Source organism: Paenibacillus sp. Soil750 (genome assembly GCF_001428045.1).
In the GTDB taxonomy this organism is placed as follows: Bacteria; Bacillota; Bacilli; order Paenibacillales; family NBRC-103111; genus Paenibacillus_E; species Paenibacillus_E allorhizoplanae.
In genome coordinates, this window is the sequence record NZ_LMSD01000022.1 from 22,958 (window position 1) to 44,328 (window position 21,371).

A 21,371-nucleotide genomic window follows, 5' to 3' on the forward strand; every position below is an offset into this window, starting at 1 on the left:
TAGGACAACGACCAATATATGGGTGTGACCGTTCATACTAGACTTAGGTCTAGGTTAGAAAACAGTCGATAGTCGGTTTTAGAACCTCAAAAATTGAGCTACCATAAGAGTATGATGATGGATGAGGGGCGATTGAACATGAACAATAATAAGAATCGGGAAATTGATCCTACTAATATATTTGATCGTATTGGCAAAATGGCTGAAACCGTCTGGCAGGAGACCATCGGCAAAACGAACCCAGGTACTTCTGACGACAGCGGCCAGATAGCTCAGCTTGAGGAGCGCTATGAGGATGCGCTGCAGGCAACGTTCGCGCTGCGCAGTAACATCGCGCGAGCGGAAGAGATGGCGAAGCTGCGCGGCGAGCAGGCTGAGCTTGCGATGCGCGCTGGCGAAGAGGATCTCGCTCGGCTTGCCTTGCAAGAGAAACTGCGCGAGGAAGCCGCGAGTGAGCACTACCGCGCGCAGTACGCGAGCAGCCAGGACTTGTGCCTGGCGCTCGCAGAGGAACTGCGCGGGCTGCGTGCGGGGCACGCAGCGGAGGATGTGCAGCCGCGCGGCGGGCTGCACGGCAAAGAGGCTCGCGACACGTGGCGCGAGCTGGAGGTCACCGGCCGCGAACTCGGCCGGGAGGCGTTGCAGGGGCTCCGCGTGGCGGGCCGCCTGTCGAAGGAGACGTTGAAGGAAGCCGGTGGCAACCTTCAGCATGAACTGCGCGCGCTGCGCAGCAAGCTGCAGCACGAGTGGCACCAGGAGCAACGCTCTCGCGGTGAGCGAGATCCGCGCGATAGCAAATAATCCTGGACGGTGACCTCCACGAAAGCAAACCCTTGTCCTATAAGGATTTGCATCTTGGAGGTCGTCCATTCTTATGGTATGCTAGGAATCGTATGAACGAAAGAGAAATGGCAGCCAGAGGAGGTGCATCGATGGGAGAGGAAACGAAAAATAACCGCAGCCGGAATACAGCGCTTGTGCTGATTGGAGCCGGTGTTTTTTTGCTTCTGGAACATACCATAGGCTTTTTTCCCGTTATGGCCGTAATCCTTATTTTGCTGGGCATTCATCGTGTTCGTTCACGCAAAGAGCGCAAGGGTTATGTGTTGATGGGGATAGGTGCCGTCATTTTATTCGGTGATCATCTCACCATTGTCATTTCAGTAGTATTGATTTCATTAGGATTGTTTTTCATTCGATCCAAACAGGTTCATAAAGACGATACGTATACCCAAAAGCAAAAGATTGTCGATAGCGTTCGCCTAGGCCGAGAGCCATGGATTCAACGGAATACCTCGACGTGGTACTTAGTGGGGGAAACGTATATGGATCTTTCTATGGCTATTCTAGAACAGAAAGAAACGACAGTTATCCTACAGGGTGTTGTAGGAGATATTGATATAAAAGTGCCAGACGATATCGGCGTTTCCGTTACAGCTTCCGTCATGCTAGGTCAGCTTCAAATCGCGGAAGAAAAAGAGTCAGGTGTGATGAACAAAGTTGTTTGGCAATCGCAGAATTATCAACATTGCGACCATCGGGTGAAACTCATTCTTTCTTTCATCGTAGGAGATATCAAGGTCAAAGTATTGTAACTTTCTTTAGGGGGTTCTTCACCAAGTGGACGGCTACAAACGACGATTAACGAACATGATCTGGCGCAGCATGGGGGAAGCCATCCTTTTTAGCTTCGCCGTTTTCGGAGCTATGCTGTATTTTCTGAATTCAAGACATTTGATTGAGCCCTTTACCAGCTGGCAGCAGGGTGTCAAGTTCTCGTTCATGGCTTTGTTGATTCTGGGTGTCATTGGAGCGGTATTCGGTTACTGGAACAGCTCTAAGGTGACACGTAGACTTGAGCCGATGATGGAGACGATGATTTTATTAGAAAAAGGGACATTTGCCCGAGAAGGCTTTCAAAACGGGGATGATGATGAGATTGGACGTTTAGGCGAACAACTCAGCCGTATTATGAAGCGATGGGAAGAGCAAGTGACCTCCCTTCAACGACTGTCGAATAGTAATGCTGAGCTTACCGAGAAAGCCAAGCTTTCGGCGGTTATTGAAGAGCGTCAGCGCTTGGCGCGCGAGCTGCATGATGCGGTAAGTCAGCAATTGTTTGCTATATCTATGACAGCTACGGCTGTTGGACGTACCTTGGATAAAGATTTTGAGAAAGCGAAGCGACAGATTCATCTGATTGAAGAGATGGCTTCCGTCGCTCAATCCGAAATGAGAGCCTTGTTGCTGCATCTGAGGCCGATCCATCTCGAAGGAAAACGACTGTCGGAGGGACTCGTTGAGCTCTTGAAGGAGCTAGCGGCCAAGGTTCCGATGGCGATCAGCTGGGATATGGATGAGGAAATCCGCTTAAACAAGGGGATCGAGGATCATTTATTTCGAATTGTGCAAGAAGCGCTTTCGAATGCCCTGCGTCACTCTAAGGCGAATAAGCTAGAAGTGAAGCTGCTGCATCGTTCAGACGGTATCCGATTAGTGATCCGCGATGATGGTGTTGGTTTTGAGCTGGATGCGAAGAAGCTAACTTCTTATGGCATCGTGTCCATGAAGGAACGTGTGAACGAAATCGGTGGTTCGGTGGATATAATTACAGCACCAGACCGAGGAACACGTATTGAGATTCGAGTACCAATCTTAGCAACCGATCCTCAATTGATCGAGAATTAACATCGTACATAGAGAGGAAGAAGCGAAATGGACGACACCTTAATCAAAGTACTACTAGTCGATGATCATGAGATGGTCAGAATTGGACTTGCAGCTGTTCTAGGGACGGAAGATGGGATTGAGGTCGTTGGCGAAGCTAGCAATGGCCACGATGGCATTCGTTTAGCTCAAGAATATCGTCCTGATGTGGTGCTGATGGACCTTGTTATGGAAGGTATGGATGGCATCGAAACGACAAGAAAATTACTGCAACTATATCCAGACTGTAAAGTCATTGTATTGACTAGCTTCTTAGATGATGAGAAAATGTATCCAGTTATTGAAGCGGGTGCCTTCAGCTATTTGTTGAAAACCTCGCGAGCCTCCGAAATCGCGCAAGCGATTAGAGCCGCGGCCAAAGGACAATCGATTCTGGAGTCGCAGGTGGCTTCGAAAATCATGAACCGCTTCCGTCAACCAAAGCCGGTTGCGGAGCCCCATGAGGAACTAACGGACCGCGAGATGGAAGTACTTCGATTGATCGCGAAAGGCAAATCGAATCAAGAGTTGGCTGATGATTTATTCATCGGTGTGAAGACGGTGAAATTCCACGTCACCAACGTTCTATCCAAGCTTGGCGTAGAAGATCGCACGCAAGCGGCGATTTATGCCTTTAAGCACGGACTGGCGGAATAAGGCAAGGGAGAGATAAATTTGAATGTAGTCAAACAGATTTGGAGCTGGTTTGGTTCCATTGCAATTTCCTTTGTATTAGTCGTCTTTTTAGGTGTTTTTGTGTTTCAATCTACGAGAGTTAGCGGTCATTCGATGGATCCGACATTGCATGATAGTCAGCGCGTGTATGTTTCGAAGCTTTCGCATACGTTTCACTACGAACCCAATTATGAAGATATTGTCATTATCGATTCTAGGGTTGAAATGAAGCGGACTTTTAAAAATGATTTGTTGGACAGCCCATTGCTTAGCTTATTTGTTCGAGGCGATGATAAGCATGTATGGATCAAGCGTGTGATTGGTAAGCCTGGAGATCAGCTTGAGCTGAAGGATAATCAGATGTACCGCAATGGTGAACTGCTGAATGAATCTTACATCAATGAGGAAATGAGAGCGAACGGGAACAAAAAGTGGACCGTTCCAGCTGATCATATTTTCGTGATGGGGGATAATCGGAACAATAGCATGGATAGTCGTGTTATTGGCTTCATTCCTATTGACCATGTGCTAGGTAAAAAGCTATTTTAAATGGAAAAGGCTGTATCACCCGTAGATGATTCTACTTGGGGATACAGCCTTTTTGTTCCTCACATCTTCGCATCCAGCAATAAGCCACGCATCGGAACCGGCAAATATGCCTCAAGCTGCGATTGATACTGACCATATGGTTTAAGCGGTGATGTGGAGAGTTGAAACAAGGAGACGGAAGGCAGTTGTTGCAGACGATCAATACGGCTTACTAACGAGCTTGCGAAGTTGGTGAGATCAAGCAAGCTTTTGCGATGAATGCCACTAGGTTGATTAAGTTGCTTCTCTAATACTTCAGGTTGTAGGCTCAATTTGCCATTATCACTCTTGGTGATGCCAAGATCGTGCAGTGTGTTAGGCTTTGCTGCCCCTTCCAGACCTTGAAGCAGGGCATGACTCACGTAGTCAGGTGAATCACCTAGCTGATCTTGCAACTCATTATATGTATGAATAAACGTTTGAAGGTTCTGGGTGATATCGGCTTGCGACTCTTTCGTCCGAGTGAACGCAGTCGTGTTGACGAGTGTTTGAGCGGATTGCTTGACAGTTTGCGTAGATTGAACTAAACCCGCCACGTCTTTGGCAGCCGTCTGTGCGAACTGCTTGTAGGCGAGTTGCTCATAAGGTAAATCCAACATTCGTCGTATCGTATTCGATTTACCACCGGAGACTGCACTTACAGCGCCAACACGGTAATAATCTTTATGAGTTTGATACCTGTTCACCGCCATGACGGATGGATAAGCATTGATCATTACGATCACCTCATTTCGTATACGTTAAGTATATCACCCCAGTAGACTGGGGTAAATTGGTACTTGTGGGGTCAATTACAGGTTTACCAACATAAGATAGCATTATTGCTTCTTGTGGAGGCGGTGCCATGTGATACGCAAACGGTTGGCTACCATTGACGACCCCGCTATATATCGATTAGTTGTTGAACAATTAGTTCCTTTTTCCAGAATGTATGATTCAGGTAATTCTGTGACATACTCAGAGATCCGTAAGCGACTGAACGCCAATAAAACGTTCGTCATCGCCAAAGGGTACAAACGGCCTTACGGCTTCATTTCCGTCATACGTAAATCAAGTAAGCTCTTCATAGATATGCTGGCTGTTGATCCGCGTGAGCAGGGCAAAGGCATTGGACATACACTTATGAAAGCTGCAGAAGACTACGGGCTTAGTGAACGTTGTCATACGGTGGAGCTATTTGTTGATGACAGCAATCCGAAGGCAATACGATTTTATAGTAAAAGAGGGTATGAGATTGATTCTTATGTACCTGATCTTAGCTGTTACCGTATGAATAAAAAGTTGAAACGTTGAGGAAAGGGCTGTAGATGAGGTATACATCCACAGCCTTGATTTCCGTCATTCACTAAACATGGCGGCAATATAGTCGATTTGAATATCTACTGGACCCGTGGGTCTAACCGGTGGTCCTCCAAAACGGATGAGACCGAAGGAAGACAGCTGATCTTCTGTTGATGGCTGAGTCGGTGCAGCGGGTTGAGCGTGCTTCTTTTTCCCCTTTTTGTTAAGTGTGGGTTTGGTACTTTTGGAAGAGGACTTCGTGTTCGCTTGTTGATTGTCATTTAGGATGAGCTTGTTTTTCTCTACGCGACTGACGATTCCATATATCTCAGAGCCATTCGTTAAGAAGACAAGAACAGGTTTTCCGACAAGATTTTTGCAACTTTTTTCGGTGATTGGATGAAAGGGTTGCATGACTAAGGGCACCTCCGTATTCGTATGTACTGTTAGCCTATGCCACGTATAATGTAACGGTATAGACGGATGTCTATTTTCTTATAAGAAAATGTTATGAGTTAAAGTGACTATATAAGTTGAATAGCTTGACAATTTTAGGTATGCTAAGCATATTAACTAATTCTAATAGAGAAAGAATGATGCATAGATGAGTGGAGCTGTGTTTTATATTTTCGGAGCAACGGGTGATTTAGCGAAAAGAAAACTGTTTCCAGCCTTTTATAGCCTTTATCGAGAAGGCAAGCTGGGAGATAACTTTGCTGTAGTTGGTCTGGCTCGCAGACCCCGTACGAATGAGCAATTCCGTGAAGACGTGAAAAATTCGATTCAAGAATTCGCTCGTTACAAAAATACGGATGCTGCAGAATGGGAGAAATTCGCCCAAAGATTTGAGTACATGTCACTCGACATTAACAATGTTGCAGGTTTCCATGAACTGAATACACTGACAGCGAAATTGGATGAGAAGTATCAAACGGGCGGTAACCGTCTGTTCTATTTGGCGCTTGCGCCTGAGTTGTTCGGTAATGTGTCGTACAATTTAAGTGAAGGCGGCTTGCTCCAAACGGAGGGTTGGCATCGCTTGGTTATTGAAAAACCATTCGGCTACGATTTGCCGTCTGCGGAGCGTTTGAATGGACAACTTCGTCAAGTGTTCGAAGAGAAGGATATTTACCGTATCGATCATTACTTGGGTAAAGAAATGGTCCAAAACATCGAGTTCGTTCGTTTCGCGAATGCTTTCTTCGAGCCGCTTTGGAATAATAAATACATAGCGAACATCCAGATCACGCTCAGTGAGACTGTGGGTGTAGAAGAGCGCGGCGGCTACTATGACCACTCTGGTGCTCTTCGCGATATGGGTCAAAATCACATGCTGCAAATGCTGATGATGATGGCGATGGAACCACCTAGCCGTCTACATCCGGAGGATATCCGTGATGAGAAGGTGAAGGTACTCCGTTCACTCCGTTTGTTCGAAGACGGGGATGATGTCCGTGCGAACGTGGTTCGCGGTCAATATGCCAGCGGTTCTGCCAAAGGCAAAGCACTTCCTGCATACCGTGAAGAGGATTCTGTGAATCCGCAATCGACGACAGAAACTTATTTTGCAGCACGTGTTCACGTGGATAATTTCCGCTGGGCGGGTGTGCCATTCTATATTCGTACTGGAAAACGACTACCGGTCAAAACGACTGAGGTGGTTGTCGAATTCAAGAACATTCCAAACAATGTCTATTTGGCTAAAAAGCATGAGCTTGAGCCGAATCTGCTCGTATTCCGAGTGAATCCGATGGAAGGCATCTATTTGAAAATGAACGCGAAGCAACCTGGTTCAGAAGGCGTGATCGTACCCGTTGCGATGGACTTCTGCCAAAGCTGTCAAATCGGCATCAATACGCCAGAGGCTTACGAGCGCTTGCTGTATGATGCAACTCGCGGAGATTCCACTTACTTTACACGTTGGGATGAAGTGGCGCTTGCATGGTCTTATGTGGATCGCATTGCAGCTGCATGGGGCGAACAGACAGATGACCTTAAGCACTATCCAGCTGGCTCATGGGGGCCTGCAGAAGCAGCGAAGCTCCTGAGTGACGATGGATTCAAGTGGTGGCCGATAAATGGCCAGAATGAAGGGGAAGTCGATTGGGAAGCTGTTCAGAAAACAACCGTATTGGCGTAAAATAGGGAGTTTATCCAACAGGCGAATTCGCCTGTTGGTTTTTTGCGTGTGGGTACAAGCGGAGCAAGAAATCACTTGATGCTGTCGAGTCTGGACGATGTATCGGACACAATTTGTGGTATACTAGTGCATATGGCCATTTTTTCATTTTATACACTTGAGGTGCATCGATGTCACGAAGAGCGTTTGTGCGATGGCTGCTTGCCATTGGGGCTGTTTTAGTAGGTTTAAGTGCTTGGTTTAGTCTGTTGGTTAAGAAAAAATTCATTCCCGAGGAACAGGCTATAGCCGCACCCGTAGCTACCTCTGAGCCTCCTCAACAAGCTACGCCAGCGCCTTCGGAGGAACCTCTGCCTCTTGGCCCGTTGATGTCCTTTTTTATCCTAAGTGATCTTCATGTTACAGCTGGAGATTCTCTTCCCAACAAAAAGCTTAGACTTGCGTTAGATGATGTCACTCAGTTCGATGGTCCTGTCGATGCGATTATGCTGACCGGTGATTTGACGGATACAGGTACCGAGGTTGACTATAAGGCATTGCGTGCCATAATGAATAATTATAAGCTTCCTCCTATTCATGGGAACATGGGGAATCATGATTATTATACGATTTGGATCAATAAAGCGAATAGTTGGGATCAGGATAACGTACCGAATGGCAAAAGTGATGCGGTAAGTAGAGAGCAGTTCAAGAAGTTCATGGGCTATACTTCTATTTATAATGATTTTACAACGAACGGACACTCTATCCTATTGCTGTCACAAGAAGCTTACGTGCAAGAGAAGCCCGAAGTGGGTGAAGGTGCATGGTACTCCGATGAGCAACTCGCTTGGTTCAAAGGAAGACTGGGCAATTTATATAAACCAGGAAGACCGCTTTTCGTGATGACACATCAACCATTGCCACCTGTTGGCACCGACGGGGCTACTCACCAACTCATTCGGGCTATTCAGTTCCGAGAAACGTTGAAGCCTTACAAGAATGTATTCGTCTTCTGTGGTCATCGTCATCAGGATTTTCAGAATGGGACACCGCACTATATTCAGGAAACGTTCCATTATTTCCATAATGCCTCAGTAGGGAGAACGCTGAATCGGGCGTACCAGCAAACGGCACAGGATAAAGCACAGGGTATTTATGTGCAAGTATTTGCAGATAAAGTGGTTGTGCGCGGCAGGGAATTCAGCAATCGTACGTTCATTGAAGAAGCGAACTGGACGGTTCCCTTGGAGAAAGCACATGCTTGATTCTAAAGTAGTCATAGGTATAAGTACGTGTTCAAAAAGTCCGGTTTTCAGCACCGAGAGGATTGAAAGAAGCTAGGAAATGAGGAGCGGAGCGTAGTGAGAGCTACGTGAGCACCGGAAGTTCCGGCTGAATTCAATATTCGATGTCGAATACGCTTCATGGACTACTTCGTGATCAAAAGTGGACTTTTTGAACTACCTCTAAAAGAAGAAGGGAATAAACGAACACATGAAAACGCAACTCACTAAACTTCTCGAAACGGAAGTCGCTAAACGACGGACGTTCGCGATTATTTCTCACCCGGATGCGGGAAAAACAACATTAACAGAGAAACTGCTTTTGTTCGGGGGGGCAATTCGCTTAGCCGGAACGGTTAAAGGTCGTAAAGCTAGTAAACATGCTACATCAGACTGGATGGAAATTGAGAAACAACGGGGTATCTCCGTAACGTCAAGCGTTATGCAGTTCGACTATGAAGGTCACCGCGTCAATATTCTAGATACACCAGGTCACCAAGACTTTAGTGAGGACACCTACCGTACGTTGACAGCCGCGGATAGTGCGGTAATGTTGATCGATGTTGCCAAAGGGGTCGAGACCCAAACGAAGAAGCTTTTCCAAGTATGTCGTATGCGTGGGATTCCTATTTTCACATTCATTAATAAATTGGATCGTGAGGGTCGTGATCCGTTCGAGTTGCTGGAAGAACTTGAAGAAGTACTCGGCATTCGTTCTTATCCGATGAACTGGCCAATTGGGTCAGGGAAGCAGTTCTGTGGGGTTTACGATCGCGGGAAATCGCAGCTAGAGCTCTACCAAGGCGATGACCACAAGGATATTGAAGTCCGCAAGGTAGATGGCGTAGAAGATCCGTTAGTGAAGCAAATCGCAGGTGAGTTCTTACACAAGCAATTGTGCGGAGATATCGAGCTGTTGGATGTTGCTGGTGACCCTTTTGATATGGAGAAAGTGATGAAGGGTGAGCTTACGCCTGTTTTCTTCGGGAGTGCGGTGAACAATTTCGGTGTTCAGACGTTCCTCGAGAACTTCCTGCAACTAGCTCCACAACCAGAGCCGCGCACGAGCACAGCTGGTGTGATCGAGCCAACGAGAGAGAAATTCTCTGGTTATGTGTTCAAAATTCAAGCGAATATGAACCCAGCTCACCGCGACCGCGTAGCTTTCTTGCGTATCGTTTCCGGAAAGTTCGAACGGGGAATGTCCGTGAAGCATGTAAGGCTTGGCAAGGATATCAAGCTGGCACAGCCGCAGCAGTTCCTAGCCCAAGATCGTGATATCGTGGAAGAGGCTTTCCCGGGGGATATCATTGGTCTATTCGATCCAGGTATTTTCCGTATCGGCGATTCCTTAAGCGAAGGAGAAGAGGTCATCTTCGATGAGCTTCCAACCTTCTCACCAGAGCTATTCAGCAAAGTATCGATCAAAAATGCTTTGAAACAAAAGCAGTTCTTGAAAGGGATCGATCAGTTGACGGAAGAAGGGATGATTCAAGTCTTCACGACAATTGGTTTCGAAGATATGATTCTTGGTGTCGTAGGTCAACTTCAATTCGAGGTACTGGAGCATCGGATGAAATCGGAGTATGGTGTGGATATTCTTCTGCAACGTCAGAATTATCAATTCGCGCGTTGGATTATCGATGATAAAATCGATCCAGCTAAGTTCCGCATTAACTCCCAATTGGTCAAAGACAAGAAAGGGAATTTCGTAGGCTTGTTCGAAAGTGAATATGCACTGCGCTCTTCCATAGATAAAAATCCAACCGCACAGTTCTTAACAAGTGCGCCTTAATAGCTAGACATGATAAAGAGGCTCTCCTGATAGATTTCAGGGGGAGCCTCTTCTTGTATTTTTGTCGCCAATGCTCTGTTACCTTCATACACTAGGATGGGGTGAATTCGAAGCTGGAGGCCTGGTATGAAGAGAATTAGGAAGAAGAGTACAAAGAAACCGATAAGCTTGAGGAAGGCAAGATACGTAAGTAGTAAAATTGGCAAAACGAAGGCTGTCGAGTCTGTCGAATCACTTCGCAAGTATGTGCCAAGTACCAAACGTATGAATTCAGTCACCTTACAAGAAATGCTCGAACAATATAAAATGGTCTACGTAAAACCCAATATTGGGATGTTTGGGAACGGTGTGATTCGTATCGAGTTAACAGGGGAAGAGGCAGAACGGTCCTATTCTTACCAATCTGGAGTCACCATCAAAAGGTTCAAAACCTTCAATGACATGTACGTATCACTCCTAAAGGTGACAAGGAAACGGCGTTATTTAGTACAGAAAGGGATTCATTTGTTGACTTACAAGGGAAATCGTTTTGATCTCCGCGTCATGGTGCAGCAAACGCCTGCTCGAAAATGGGAGACAACGGGGATTATTGGCCGCGTGGCACATCCCGCAAAGATTGTTACGAACTTTCATAATGGGGGCACGTTGAAATCGGTGGATACTTTGTTAAAGAAGTATTTGCCCCGGGCGGAGAGAACTGGATATGTGAACGAGCTGCAAGTCATGGGTATACAGGTGGCTAAGGCGATTAATACTCGGTATAGAGGGGTAAAAGAGATAGGCGTTGATGTAGCCTTAGATAAAGATTTGCAGCCATGGATTCTTGAAGTGAATACGAGTCCGGATCCTTATATTTTCCGGAGATTAAAGGATAAGCGCATTTTTGCCAAAATCAGAAGATACGCCAAAGCATACGGCCGGTTATGAAATCATAACCGGTCTGTTGTCATTCATATGAAAGGTTTGTTCAATGTCATAGGCAGAAATCGGAGGGCTAAGCAAGAAACCTTGAATGGTTGTACAGGTTGTTTCCTTGAGAATATCAAGTTGCCCCACATCTTCGACCCCTTCGGCGACAACTTGGATATTAAGGGCATGTCCGAGGTGAATGATGGCGTTCGTAATCGCCCAATCATTGGAATTACTTTGAATATTTTTGACAAAGGAACGGTCGATTTTGAGGCAATGTATCGGAAACTCCTTCAAATAATTGAGGGACGAATAGCCAATCCCAAAATCATCGATGGAGATGGAGATTCCTTTGGAACAAAGCTTATCCAAGACGGTGATGGTTTTCTCCATATTTTGCATAATCGAGCTTTCGGTAATTTCGAACTCCAAATAAGAGGGGTTAATGCCGGTTTGTTGAATAATGTGAATGGCTTTATCCGCAAAGTTCTCATCTTGAAACTGGCAAGGCGAAATGTTGACGGCAACTTGATAATCAAGTTTATTTTCAGCGAGCCATCGTGCTTTCTGTAGACAAGCCTCCCGCAAGACCCATTCACCAAGTGGCAAAATAAGGCCGGATTCCTCAGCAAGCGGGATGAATTCGGAAGGCGCAATCATGCCATGTAAGGGATGATTCCAACGCACAAGGGCTTCCAGACAACTAATTTGACCGGTCGAGAGCTCAAGTCGAGGTTGATAGTATAACAATAGCTGATTCTCTGTGATCGCTTTGCGCAGGTCGGTTTCCATTTGAATCTGATTAGTGAACCGTTGTTGCGTCGGTAAGGTGTGAAAAGTAATGAGTTTATTCTTGCCTGTTTGTTTGGCAATGAGGAGTGCTTGCTCAGCTTGGTGAAGTGCTTGTTGTACATTATCAGGTGTTATCGTAAGGTCACTCAGACCGAAGCTTGCACGAAGGAAGCAGTCCTGACCCTGGTAAGTAAAAGGGGGATCAAATATCTGCCCAACACGATGCAGCGCAGATTGAAGTTGTTCTTGATTGTGTACTCGAAGAAGGAGTGTATATTCATCATCACCAGATCGAACCACAAGATCGATGTGATCCAGTACTTTCAATCTGCGGTTTAATTCCTGCAGTAGGTGATCTCCGCATACGTATCCTAGGGAGAAATTCACTTGGCGAAAACGATCAATATCGAAAATAAGACATGCACGGACCTGAGCGGATGAGGTATCATCGTGTTTCCGAACAGCATGTTCTAACTGGGCAAGGAGCTGCCCACGGGAGTGAAGTCGAGTGATCTGTGATCGGCTCGTGAGAGCATCGATCATTGATGACGCAGTGAACCGAAGATGGCGCCAGATTGCTTTCATTTGCTATCACTCATTCCCATCTCATAGTTGTCCCAATATCCTTTATCATAAAGCTCTAAGAGGAGATAAACAATATTAAGAGTTTGCTTTTATGACAAAAAATGGACTTTATTTTCGGGTTTCTTAATGAAAAATTGATGAAAATGTCGAATTGTGGCGAATGCGATAGGAAGCGTAATATTCTGAAATTATATTGACAGAAGTAGCTTCTGAATGAGAAAATGTACGCGTGTACATTTTACGTGGATTTAGGCGGAAAGGAGCCAATCAACATGGTGACGAGAAAAGAGGTTGCTGAGTTAGCCAGGGTATCTGAGGCGACTGTATCTCGTGTATTCAATGGACTTGGTCCGATGAAGCCTGCAACCAAAGAAAGAGTTCTCGAAGCAGCAAAAGTACTTGGCTATCATCCCAATGCGATTGCGCAAAGCTTTGCACGAAGAAGAAGTGGTAATTTGGGGGTCGTGCTTCCCTATATGCCGAAGGTGCATCTGTTTTCCGCGTATTATTTTGCAGAGATTCTTAGCGGGATTGGGGAGCAGGTGAGGGAGCAAGGCTATGACATGTTGTTGTATCTCCTAACACCAGATGATGATTTGGATTACGGCCGCTTATACCGCTCGCAAAAAGTAGATGCCTGTGTCATTCTCGGGGCGAGAGATACCGAATCACAGCGAAGTTCTTTACTGCAATTGCAGGAGCAGGGACTACCTTTCTGCTTGGTTAATCAACGATTCGAGGGGTTATGCTTCCTTGAAGTTGATGCGGATCATGTGGAGGGGAGCTATCAAGCAGTTCGTCATTTACTGGATGAAGGCTATCGGAAAATTGCCTTTCTCAACGGTTCTCCACACTATACGAATTCCTTGGATAGACGTCATGGGTATCAAAAGGCGATGTTAGAAGCTGGCTTAACGATGGATCCTTCATTGCAATTTGAGGGGAACTACAGCCGGACTAGCGGATATGAGATTGCCGCAAAGGTGTGGGAGATCCGGGATCAAGTTGAGGCTGTATTTGCGGCTAATGATCGCATGGCCATTGGACTCATGCAAGGACTTCGTGAACGTGGATGGATAGCTGGGCGAGATTATGCAGTCATCGGGTGCGATGACTCGGATGCTGCGAAGCTAAGTGATCCACCACTCAGTAGTATTAAAGTGCCTTTTTTTGAAATGGGCAAAGGAGCAGCCCGTGCCGTTCTAGCTAGCGTTGGGCAGGGAAGCAGCGAGGTTCAGCTACAAGTTAAGCTGCCGACAGAAGTGAAGATTAGGCAGTCGTCGAAGTCAGGGGCGTTGAGATCGAGGGAATTGAGGGTAGAGGGCTAGTGCTAAGTATTTGAATGAGTGCCTTCAGTGGTGAGCCCTGAATGTTGGCAGAGTGTGAAGTGAGAGTAGCTAGGGTTTAAATAAATAACTGGATTTCCTGTAGGTAGTTTCCTTGGAATTGGCTTGTTTGGAGGTTTAGATGGATTATCTACAGTTAATTTGGTGGAATTACTTACAAAGAGGCGGAAAGTGAATTATTAACTGTATGTTTTCCATTTACAATGAAAAATCAGTTAGAAATGGCTGAAATAGCTGTATGTTTTCCAGTTAGTTCATGTGAGACGGGCTAGGCGGTTAGCCGGCTGGGGTAAGTGATAGGTGAGAAGCTTGATTAGAACACACTTGGGGAGGCGTGTATGCGATGAAAAAAACGTTCAATATCGGTATGATTGGCTATAAATTTATGGGAAAAGCACATAGTCATGCCTATAAAGATTTACCTATGTTCTTTCCACAGACGGCGATTCCAAAGATGAAGCTCATCTGTGGTCGCGACGAGAACGGTGTTCGCCAAGCAGCCGAGCAATTCGGCTGGGACGGGTATGTAACGGATTGGCGCGAGCTAGTTACGCATCCGGATATCGACGTCGTCGATATCAATGCGCCGAGTGATGCGCACAAGGAAATTGCTTTGGCGGCGGCGAAGGCCGGCAAGCATCTATTCTGCGAGAAGCCGCTGGCACTGACCCTTGCGGATGCAAGGGAGATGCTGGAAGCGGCTGAAGAAGCTGGCGTGAAGCACATGGTCGGCTTCAACTATCGGTTTGCACCAGCGGTGCAGCTGGCGAAGAAGCTCGTGGAGAGCGGCCGCCTCGGCCAAATCTACCACTTCCGTGCTTGGTTCTTGCAGGATTGGATCGTCGATCCGACGTTCCCGTTGGTATGGCGTTTGCAGAAGGAGATTGCGGGATCAGGATCGCATGGCGATCTGGGCGCGCATCTCATCGATCTGGCGCATTTCCTCGTTGGCGAGATGACCGAAGTGATCGGGATGAGTGAAACATTCGTGAAGGAGCGTCCGCTTCCGTCATCGATGACGGGGCTTAGTGCCAAAGGCAGCAAAGATGCACCGCATGGTCCTGTTACGGTTGATGATGCGACATTATTCATGGCTCGCTTCGCGAATGGTGCATTGGGCAGCTTCGAGGCAACGAGATTTGCTCCCGGGCACCGGTGCACGAACTCTTTTGAAATTAACGGCAGTAAAGGCAGTGTGAAATTCGATTTCGAGCGATTGAATGAGTTACAGGTGTATTTTACAAGTGATGATGAGGATGTTCAGGGCTTTAGACGCGTGCTGGCAACGGATGCCTCACATGCTTATATGGATGCTTGGTGGCCTGCAGGACATACGATCGGGTATGAGCATACCTTCGTTCATGAAGTTGTGGAGTTGATGACAGCGCTTTCCGAGGATCGGCAACCGGTTCCGAATTTTGTGGATGGCGTCAAGTGTCAAGAGGTACTGGAGGCCGTGGATCAATCGATCGAACAGCGTCGCTGGGTTCGTATAAGTGAAGTATAAAAGGGTTATGGAGAGAGGAGCGGGAATGGCATGAGTCAGAAACAAGCATTGATTGTATGGGGTGGCTGGGATGGTCATCAACCCGAGGAGGTTGCGGGGATTTTTGCAGGACTGTTAAGGGAAGAGAACTATGCGGTGGAAGTTTCCGATACGCTGGACAGCTTCCGGGATGAGGAACGTTTGGCAAGTATTGATCTGATCGTTCCTGTGTGGACAATGGGGAAAATTGAAAAAGAACAGCTAACGCCTTTAATTCATGCGGTGAAAGTTGGCGGAACAGGGATTGCAGGGTGTCATGGCGGGATGGCGGATTCGTTCCGTAATGAAGTGGAGTATCAGTACATGGTGGGCGGCCAATGGGTGGCGCATCCTGGTAATGATGGCGTTACGTATACGGTTCGTATGAAAGACAGCGAGCAGCCACTGACCACAGGCATCGGTGATTTCGTCGTAGTGTCGGAAAAATATTATATGCATGTCGACCCTGCTATCAAGGTGCATGCGGTGACGGACTTTGATGATGTGGAAATGCCGGTCGTATGGACCAAAACTTACGGTGCAGGTAAAGTCTATTATAATTCACTTGGGCATCAAGCTAACATTGTTCGTATGCCAGAGACACTAGAATTAATGCGACGCGGATTGCTTTGGGCAACACGCTAACTATAGGAGGATATAAAGCGATGAGCAAGATGAAGGTTGGTATCATTGGATGCGGAAATATAAGCGCGGCTTATATGAAAAATATTCCTAACTACGCACATTTGGAGTTGGTCGCTTGTGCAGATATTGATGTGAGTAAAGCAGAAGCGCGTGCCGAAGAGTTTGGGATTGCACATGCCTATACAGTAGAACAATTACTAGGTGATCCGCAAGTGGACATCGTGATTAATTTAACGATCCCGGCTGTACATGCGGCAGTCTGTATTCAAATTCTCGAAGCAGGTAAACATGCTTATGTAGAAAAGCCTCTTGCTGTAACACGTGAGGAAGGGCTGCAAATCTTGGAGGTTGCTAAGCGCAAAGGACTTCTGATTGGCAGTGCGCCAGACACATTCCTGGGCGGGGGTATCCAAACCTGTGTGAAATTGATTCAGGATGGATGGATTGGTACACCGATTGCCGCTACGGCTTTCATGATGGGTAAGGGGCATGAGCATTGGCACCCAGATCCAGAGTTTTACTATGCCAAAGGCGGCGGCCCAATGTTCGACATGGGTCCTTATTACTTAACGGCTCTCGTGGCATTGCTCGGACCCATTCGTCGTGTAACGGGTTCAACGGCTGTGAGCTTCCCAGAGCGTACGATTTCGAGTGAGAAGAAGCGCGGGCAGAAAATCCAAGTAGATACGCCAACACATGTGGCTGGTGTATTAGATTTCCATAATGGTGCTATTGCAACGCTTGTGACAAGTTTTGATATTATGGCAGGTACTGCGTTGCCCCACATTGAAATCTATGGCAGTCATGGCTCGTTGAGTGTGCCTAATCCGAATAACTTCGGCGGGGAAGTACTTATTCGCAAACCTAGTTCTGCCGTATATGAACCGATTCCACTTTCACACGGCTACATAGACAATAACCGCGGACTCGGTGTTGCTGCGATGGCGCAAGCGCTGATAACAGGCGATAGTTCAGCACATCGTGCGAACGGCGAGCTTGCCTATCACGTGCTCGAAGCGATGCATGGTTTCCATGATGCGTCTGACTCCGGTCAGCATTATGTAATGAAGAGCAGCTGCGAGAAGCCTGCAGCAATGAATCCATTAACGGTATTATAAGTAAATTGAAATCGTAATAGCTTGACGATATCCTCCTTGTTGGTCAGTGACTGATGAGGGGGATTTTAATTTGTTTTAGCTGGGGGATGCCGAAGCATCCCCCAGCAAGTTGTAGTTATTTTAACAATAAGATGGTCCATATAGGGGGGATTTACTCAAGATGCGCCTTAAGCGTTTCGACGAGTGTGTCTTGCGTACTTGCTTCTGAATGCTGCCATATAATTTCAAAAAGAACACCTAACCCAGGTAAAACTTTCTCTTCTCCACCGATCGAGTCTTCAATAACTTCTTTGAGTTCTTCTGGTGTTTTGTTATTAACCCGCTGGTGGATGGCTTGTCTAAGGGTAATATTCATTCAAGGACCTCGCTTCCATTTCATTCTCGCTATTACTATGTGCAGATTCAGATGGCTTCATCCTTCCCACTCTTCGCCAATGCAGGCAGTGGATCCATTGTTGTGAAGTGAGCTTAGGGGCTGAGTATGGTATAATAAATGGGATATATTCTTGGAATATGGAGGAACGTGACCGGTGAGAAAACAATTTGCGGTTATTGGGATGGGAAGATTTGGCTCAGCTGTTGCTAAGACGTTATCACAACTAGGATTCGAGGTTCTTGCCATTGATCAGGACGAAGAAACGGTTCAAGACGTTTCCGCTTATGTGACTCATGCGGTTCAAGCTGATTCTACGGATGAGGAAGCTATGCGGGCGCTCGGAATTCGCAATTTTGACGTTGTGGTTGTGGCCATTGGGGAAGATATTCAAGCAAGTATTCTAACGACATTAATTCTCAAAGAAATGGGCGTAGCTACAACGATCGTAAAAGCTGTAAATGATCTCCATGGCAAGGTTCTCAAAAAAATTGGCGCAGATAAAATCGTCTATCCAGAACGGGATATGGGGCAACGTGTAGCCCATCATATGATTTCATCGAACATTATCGATTATATAGAGCTCTCCGCTGATTATAGTATTGTAGAAATGAGAGCATCGAAAGAGATGCTTGGCAAAAGTTTGCGTGAACTCGATGTGCGTGCCAAATATGGTTGCAACGTGATAGCGATTAAACATAACGAGCAGATGACTATTCCGCCGAGTGCGGAGGCACCACTTAAACAAGAAGATATTTTGGTCATTGTGGGTAAAAATTCGAGTCTTCAGAACTTTGAAGTCACTTTTGCGGAGTAGGTATATTCATGACAAATGCATACGTAGAAATCATGTCTGTTCAAAATACAAGAGTTAAGGACTGGGCTCAGCTCTTAGAGCGGCGCGGTAGGGACAAGCAAGGCAAGTATATCATAGAGGGTTATCATTTGATTGAGGAAGCTTTGAAGGCTGGGGCCGAGGTGGAGACTATTCTTTTTCTATCGGAAAAAGGGAGCCCTCTGGAGCTTGTCGCCCTCGCTGGTGATCGAGCTATCGAATGGGTCAGCGTGAGCGCAGCGGTATTGGCCAAGTGCTCGGATGCACAGACTCCGCAGGGGGTAGTGGCCATCGTGACGCGGCCACAGGTTGGCATGGACGAGCTGCTTGCTGGCGAGCACGATTTGGTCGTGGTCCTGGACGGTGTTCAGGACCCTGGAAACCTCGGCACGATCATCCGCAGTGCGGATGCCGTCGGGGCGAAAGCGGTCGTGCTCGGCCGCGGCACGGTCGATCTGTTCAATCCCAAGACGATCCGCTCGACGATGGGATCGATGTATCATCTGCCGATTGTGGAGGCAGATTTGGGTGAGTTGTTGCCGCGCGCGCGTGAGCGCGGCGTGCGGCTCGTGACGACGAGCCTGCAAGCGCAGGGCTCGTGTTACGACACGGACCTGCGGCAGCCGACGTGGTTGATTTTCGGCAACGAGGCCAAAGGCGTGTCGCCGGAAGTTGCTGCGCAGTCGGACGTGAAGGTCATTATTCCGATGCAGGGCAAGGCGGAATCGCTGAACGTCGCGATGGCGGCGACGGTTTTGCTGTTTGAGGCGGCTAGGCAGCGGATGAACCAGCAAAACTAACCAAACGTCGTTTGTGAGTTGTAATTCACTTTGTCACCGTATGGAAATGAGATCTAGTAATTGGTACAAAGTGGATGCGTACAATACCCCTTAGATGAGTACAATATTTATGTTTTCAATTACTCAGATGGGTGGGCTAATGTTATGACAACACACGATAAACAACAAGAAAATCACGCTAAAGATCAAGAAGATAATAAACCGAATCATGGTAAAAGTAGAAAAAAGGGTAAGTAAATACTAAAGAAGAAAGCCTTGGGGATTTCCCCAAGGCTTTCTCTTTGTCCGTTGCTTTCGGAACAAGACGATGTTACATCGTATTCAACTTGCTGTTTATTGTATCTAGAGATGATATGACTTTATTTTCGCTGAATAGGATGGTGTAGGTGAGTTTTTTATATAAGAAGTATGCTCGGATAGGGATTGAGGACATAATGGTTATCATTCTACTCTGAGGTCTAATAAAAAGGTGTAATTTGCATGCTATTTTCTCCTTTAAAGCCAATGATTGTTGCGAGCGGTAAAGAAGCGTTTGATGATGAGGGATATGTTTTTGAACCCAAATGGGACGGCTGGAGAATTCTTTTACACAAACAGGGGACTCGATTAGAAGCGTTTACCCGAAATGGTCATGTTGTTACAAGCAAATTTCCCGAACTGAAGGCAGCAATTTCTTCAATAAAAGCCGATACTTGCATATTGGATTGTGAAGGCGTATGTATGCGAGACGGCAGATCTGTGTTTGATGATTTTTCCTATCGTGGACGTATTTCTGATTCAGCCAAAATAAAAGCCGCGCTTAGAACGCACCCTGCTACATTTGTTGTTTTTGATGTATTGTTCACTGGTTCAGAGCACCTGAAGGAACCACTTATGACCCGTAAAAATCGACTCAAAGAGATGGTCAGAAGCACAGACATGATCACTCCAACTGTTTATATTGAAGGGCGTGGAAGAGATTTAAGCTCTTGGAGCAACGAACATGATATGGAAGGCATTGTAGCGAAGCGAAAAGACTCCAAATATGTTTTGGGTGTAGTAACGAATGATTGGTTGAAAATTAAAAATTTCAAAACGATCGACACCATTATTTTAGGCTATCGTACAGAACCGCAGTTTGGCTTGGTAGTAGGACTGCACTTTAAAACAGTTAAGTATAAACCTGTTGGTTTTGTTGAAGTTGGTATTAGTGAAGATGATAAGTACGCATTTCAAGAGATAGCAAGACAGCTACAAATTAGAATGGAGAAGCAAACATTTTGGGTAGAACCAAAGCTTTGTTGTAGGATTCAATATCAAGAGCGTACCGATCAACATCAGCTTCATACGACTATATTTAAAGGGTTTCTTTTTGATAAGGATCCTGAAAATTGCTATTGGACGTATTAGGGTGGAAATAGAAGGGATTAAATATATATTTACTAAAAAAATGAGAGAAAAACAAAATAAAAAGCACCACTTGGGTGCTTTGTTGGATTCAGCTGGATGTTCAATTCAGAAGAAGCTGACTTTTTTTACACCCGATTTTTGTACACCCGCATTGCAAAGAAATAGGCTACAATCAAAATCCCAACGCACCAGGCAAGCGCGACCCATATCTCATTGCCCACTGGCTGCTCTGTCAGTAGTGCACGGATGGCGTTCACGATCGAGGTCACCGGCTGGATATCGGCAAAGGCGCGAACGACCGACGGCATCGACTCGGTCGGCACAAACGCCGAACTGATAAACGGTAGGAAGATAAGTGGATAGGAGAATGCGCTTGCACCTTCAATCGTTTTTGCGGACAGTCCGGCAATCGCCGCAACCCAAGTTAAGGCCAGTGTAAACAACGCGAGTATGCCTACTACGGCGAGCCATGGCATTATGCCCGCGGACGAACGAAAACCCATAAGCAACGCTACAAGAATGATGACGATTAGGGATAAGGCGTTGGAAACCAGAGAGGTCAGCACATGCCCCCAAAGCAAAGCGGAACGTGAAATCGGCATCG

At 46.4% G+C, this 21,371-nt stretch carries 22 protein-coding genes; 17 read left to right on the top strand and 5 right to left on the bottom strand.

The genetic code is table 11. The features are described 5' to 3' along the window. Positions 1-138: 138 nt before the first annotated feature. The 5 genes from ASL11_RS20425 to lepB all read left to right on the top strand — a co-directional run bounded on the left by ASL11_RS20425 (position 139) and on the right by lepB (position 3,930). Positions 139-801 (top strand): PspA/IM30 family protein, encoded by a 663-nt coding sequence (locus tag ASL11_RS20425; RefSeq protein ID WP_157256985.1) that lies wholly within the window; start codon positions 139-141, stop codon positions 799-801. A 131-nt stretch (positions 802-932) separates the two neighbouring features. Next, a complete protein-coding gene (gene liaF, locus ASL11_RS20430; RefSeq protein ID WP_056618868.1) occupies positions 933-1,595 on the top strand; it encodes a cell wall-active antibiotics response protein LiaF in 663 nt (220 codons plus the stop codon). 25 nt (positions 1,596-1,620) lie between these two features. After that, entirely contained in the window at positions 1,621-2,688 is a 1,068-nt protein-coding gene (locus ASL11_RS20435) for a sensor histidine kinase (protein ID WP_056618871.1), read from the top strand. A gap of 27 nt (positions 2,689-2,715) precedes the next feature. Further along, a complete protein-coding gene (locus ASL11_RS20440; protein ID WP_056618875.1) occupies positions 2,716-3,363 on the top strand; it encodes a response regulator transcription factor in 648 nt (215 codons plus the stop codon). An 18-nt stretch (positions 3,364-3,381) separates the two neighbouring features. Next, a complete protein-coding gene (gene lepB / locus ASL11_RS20445; RefSeq protein ID WP_056618882.1) occupies positions 3,382-3,930 on the top strand; it encodes a signal peptidase I in 549 nt (182 codons plus the stop codon). Positions 3,931-3,989: 59 nt separating this feature from the next. Here lepB and ASL11_RS20450 read toward each other — a convergent pair whose 3' ends face one another. Further along, complete coding sequence (locus ASL11_RS20450) at positions 3,990-4,685, bottom strand: hypothetical protein (protein ID WP_056618887.1); 696 nt, start codon at positions 4,683-4,685, stop codon at positions 3,990-3,992. 130 nt (positions 4,686-4,815) lie between these two features. Here ASL11_RS20450 and ASL11_RS20455 point away from each other — a divergent pair, with 130 nt between their 5' ends. Then, a complete protein-coding gene (locus tag ASL11_RS20455; protein WP_056618891.1) occupies positions 4,816-5,262 on the top strand; it encodes a GNAT family N-acetyltransferase in 447 nt (148 codons plus the stop codon). A 45-nt stretch (positions 5,263-5,307) separates the two neighbouring features. On the opposite strand, the gene ASL11_RS20460 is transcribed toward ASL11_RS20455, so the two are convergent. Further along, the gene (locus ASL11_RS20460; RefSeq protein WP_056618895.1) at positions 5,308-5,664 is read right to left on the bottom strand and encodes a hypothetical protein; all 357 of its coding nucleotides are present in this window, start codon (positions 5,662-5,664) and stop codon (positions 5,308-5,310) included. 190 nt (positions 5,665-5,854) lie between these two features. Here ASL11_RS20460 and zwf point away from each other — a divergent pair, with 190 nt between their 5' ends. The 4 genes from zwf (at position 5,855) to ASL11_RS20480 (ending at position 11,377) form a co-directional block, all read left to right on the top strand. Continuing rightward, a complete protein-coding gene (gene zwf / locus ASL11_RS20465) occupies positions 5,855-7,390 on the top strand; it encodes a glucose-6-phosphate dehydrogenase (RefSeq protein ID WP_056618898.1) in 1,536 nt (511 codons plus the stop codon). A gap of 170 nt (positions 7,391-7,560) precedes the next feature. Next, on the top strand, positions 7,561-8,637 hold the full coding sequence (locus tag ASL11_RS20470; RefSeq protein WP_056618901.1) for a metallophosphoesterase family protein: 1,077 nt from the start codon (positions 7,561-7,563) through the stop codon (positions 8,635-8,637). Between the two features lie 229 nt (positions 8,638-8,866). After that, on the top strand, positions 8,867-10,450 hold the full coding sequence (locus ASL11_RS20475) for a peptide chain release factor 3 (protein WP_056618904.1): 1,584 nt from the start codon (positions 8,867-8,869) through the stop codon (positions 10,448-10,450). Between the two features lie 126 nt (positions 10,451-10,576). Then, the gene (locus ASL11_RS20480; RefSeq protein ID WP_056618907.1) at positions 10,577-11,377 is read left to right on the top strand and encodes a YheC/YheD family protein; all 801 of its coding nucleotides are present in this window, start codon (positions 10,577-10,579) and stop codon (positions 11,375-11,377) included. Here ASL11_RS20480 and ASL11_RS20485 read toward each other — a convergent pair. Further along, positions 11,372-12,736, bottom strand: a complete 1,365-nt coding sequence (locus tag ASL11_RS20485) for a putative bifunctional diguanylate cyclase/phosphodiesterase (RefSeq protein WP_056618909.1) — start codon at positions 12,734-12,736, stop codon at positions 11,372-11,374. The genes ASL11_RS20480 and ASL11_RS20485 overlap by 6 nt on opposite strands. Positions 12,737-13,008: 272 nt before the next feature. Here ASL11_RS20485 and ASL11_RS20490 point away from each other — a divergent pair, with 272 nt between their 5' ends. The 4 genes from ASL11_RS20490 to ASL11_RS20505 all read left to right on the top strand — a co-directional run bounded on the left by ASL11_RS20490 (position 13,009) and on the right by ASL11_RS20505 (position 17,370). Beyond that, a complete protein-coding gene (locus ASL11_RS20490; protein WP_056618912.1) occupies positions 13,009-14,064 on the top strand; it encodes a LacI family DNA-binding transcriptional regulator in 1,056 nt (351 codons plus the stop codon). A gap of 361 nt (positions 14,065-14,425) precedes the next feature. Further along, the gene (locus tag ASL11_RS20495) at positions 14,426-15,589 is read left to right on the top strand and encodes a Gfo/Idh/MocA family protein (RefSeq protein ID WP_056618915.1); all 1,164 of its coding nucleotides are present in this window, start codon (positions 14,426-14,428) and stop codon (positions 15,587-15,589) included. Positions 15,590-15,619: 30 nt separating this feature from the next. After that, entirely contained in the window at positions 15,620-16,252 is a 633-nt protein-coding gene (locus tag ASL11_RS20500; protein WP_056618918.1) for a ThuA domain-containing protein, read from the top strand. A 20-nt stretch (positions 16,253-16,272) separates the two neighbouring features. Next, a complete protein-coding gene (locus ASL11_RS20505; protein ID WP_056618921.1) occupies positions 16,273-17,370 on the top strand; it encodes a Gfo/Idh/MocA family protein in 1,098 nt (365 codons plus the stop codon). 151 nt (positions 17,371-17,521) lie between these two features. Here ASL11_RS20505 and sspI read toward each other — a convergent pair whose 3' ends face one another. Further along, positions 17,522-17,725 (bottom strand): small acid-soluble spore protein SspI, encoded by a 204-nt coding sequence (sspI, locus tag ASL11_RS20510; protein ID WP_056618924.1) that lies wholly within the window; start codon positions 17,723-17,725, stop codon positions 17,522-17,524. Positions 17,726-17,900: 175 nt separating this feature from the next. Here sspI and ASL11_RS20515 point away from each other — a divergent pair, with 175 nt between their 5' ends. From ASL11_RS20515 to ASL11_RS20525, 3 genes are all read left to right on the top strand, one after another. Then, positions 17,901-18,560 carry a potassium channel family protein gene (locus ASL11_RS20515; protein WP_056618928.1) on the top strand — a complete coding sequence of 220 codons (660 nt, stop codon included), beginning with the start codon at positions 17,901-17,903 and terminating at the stop codon, positions 18,558-18,560. Between the two features lie 8 nt (positions 18,561-18,568). Beyond that, positions 18,569-19,378 carry a TrmH family RNA methyltransferase gene (locus ASL11_RS20520; RefSeq protein ID WP_056618932.1) on the top strand — a complete coding sequence of 270 codons (810 nt, stop codon included), beginning with the start codon at positions 18,569-18,571 and terminating at the stop codon, positions 19,376-19,378. A gap of 480 nt (positions 19,379-19,858) precedes the next feature. Further along, a complete protein-coding gene (locus ASL11_RS20525; protein WP_056618934.1) occupies positions 19,859-20,767 on the top strand; it encodes an ATP-dependent DNA ligase in 909 nt (302 codons plus the stop codon). 125 nt (positions 20,768-20,892) lie between these two features. On the opposite strand, the gene ASL11_RS20530 is transcribed toward ASL11_RS20525, so the two are convergent. Next, positions 20,893-21,371: ABC transporter permease (locus ASL11_RS20530; protein ID WP_157256986.1), on the bottom strand; the 479-nt coding region annotated here is incomplete at its 5' end.